The sequence below is a fragment of the Rhizobium sp. SVR5-9E genome (genome assembly GCF_056755095.1).
In genome coordinates, this window is record NZ_JBNDHS010000825.1 from 1 (window position 1) to 231 (window position 231).

Consider the following 231-nt stretch of genomic DNA (forward strand, 5'->3'; position numbering starts at 1 on the left):
TATATTTACTGCGCATTTTTTTCCTTAAGTGCCTTCAGATAGTCCTGAACGGAGCGATTGTGGCTGGCAAGGTTGGTGTTAAAGGTATGCCCCCCTTTTCCATCAGCCACAAAATAGAGATACGGTGTTTTAGCAGGATGCGCAGCCGCACGCAGGGAAGCCTCGCTCGGCGTGGCAATCGGGCCCGGCGGCAGACCGCTAATCACGTAGGTATTATACGCCGTTGGCGTC

At 53.2% G+C, this 231-nt stretch carries 1 protein-coding gene; it reads right to left on the bottom strand.

What is annotated here, in order from left to right; all coding sequences use genetic code 11:
• Nucleotides 1–5: 5 nt before the first annotated feature.
• On the bottom strand, nt 6–231 hold a 226-nt coding region (gene mltG, locus ACPYOJ_RS37150; protein ID WP_481420652.1), incomplete at its 5' end, for an endolytic transglycosylase MltG.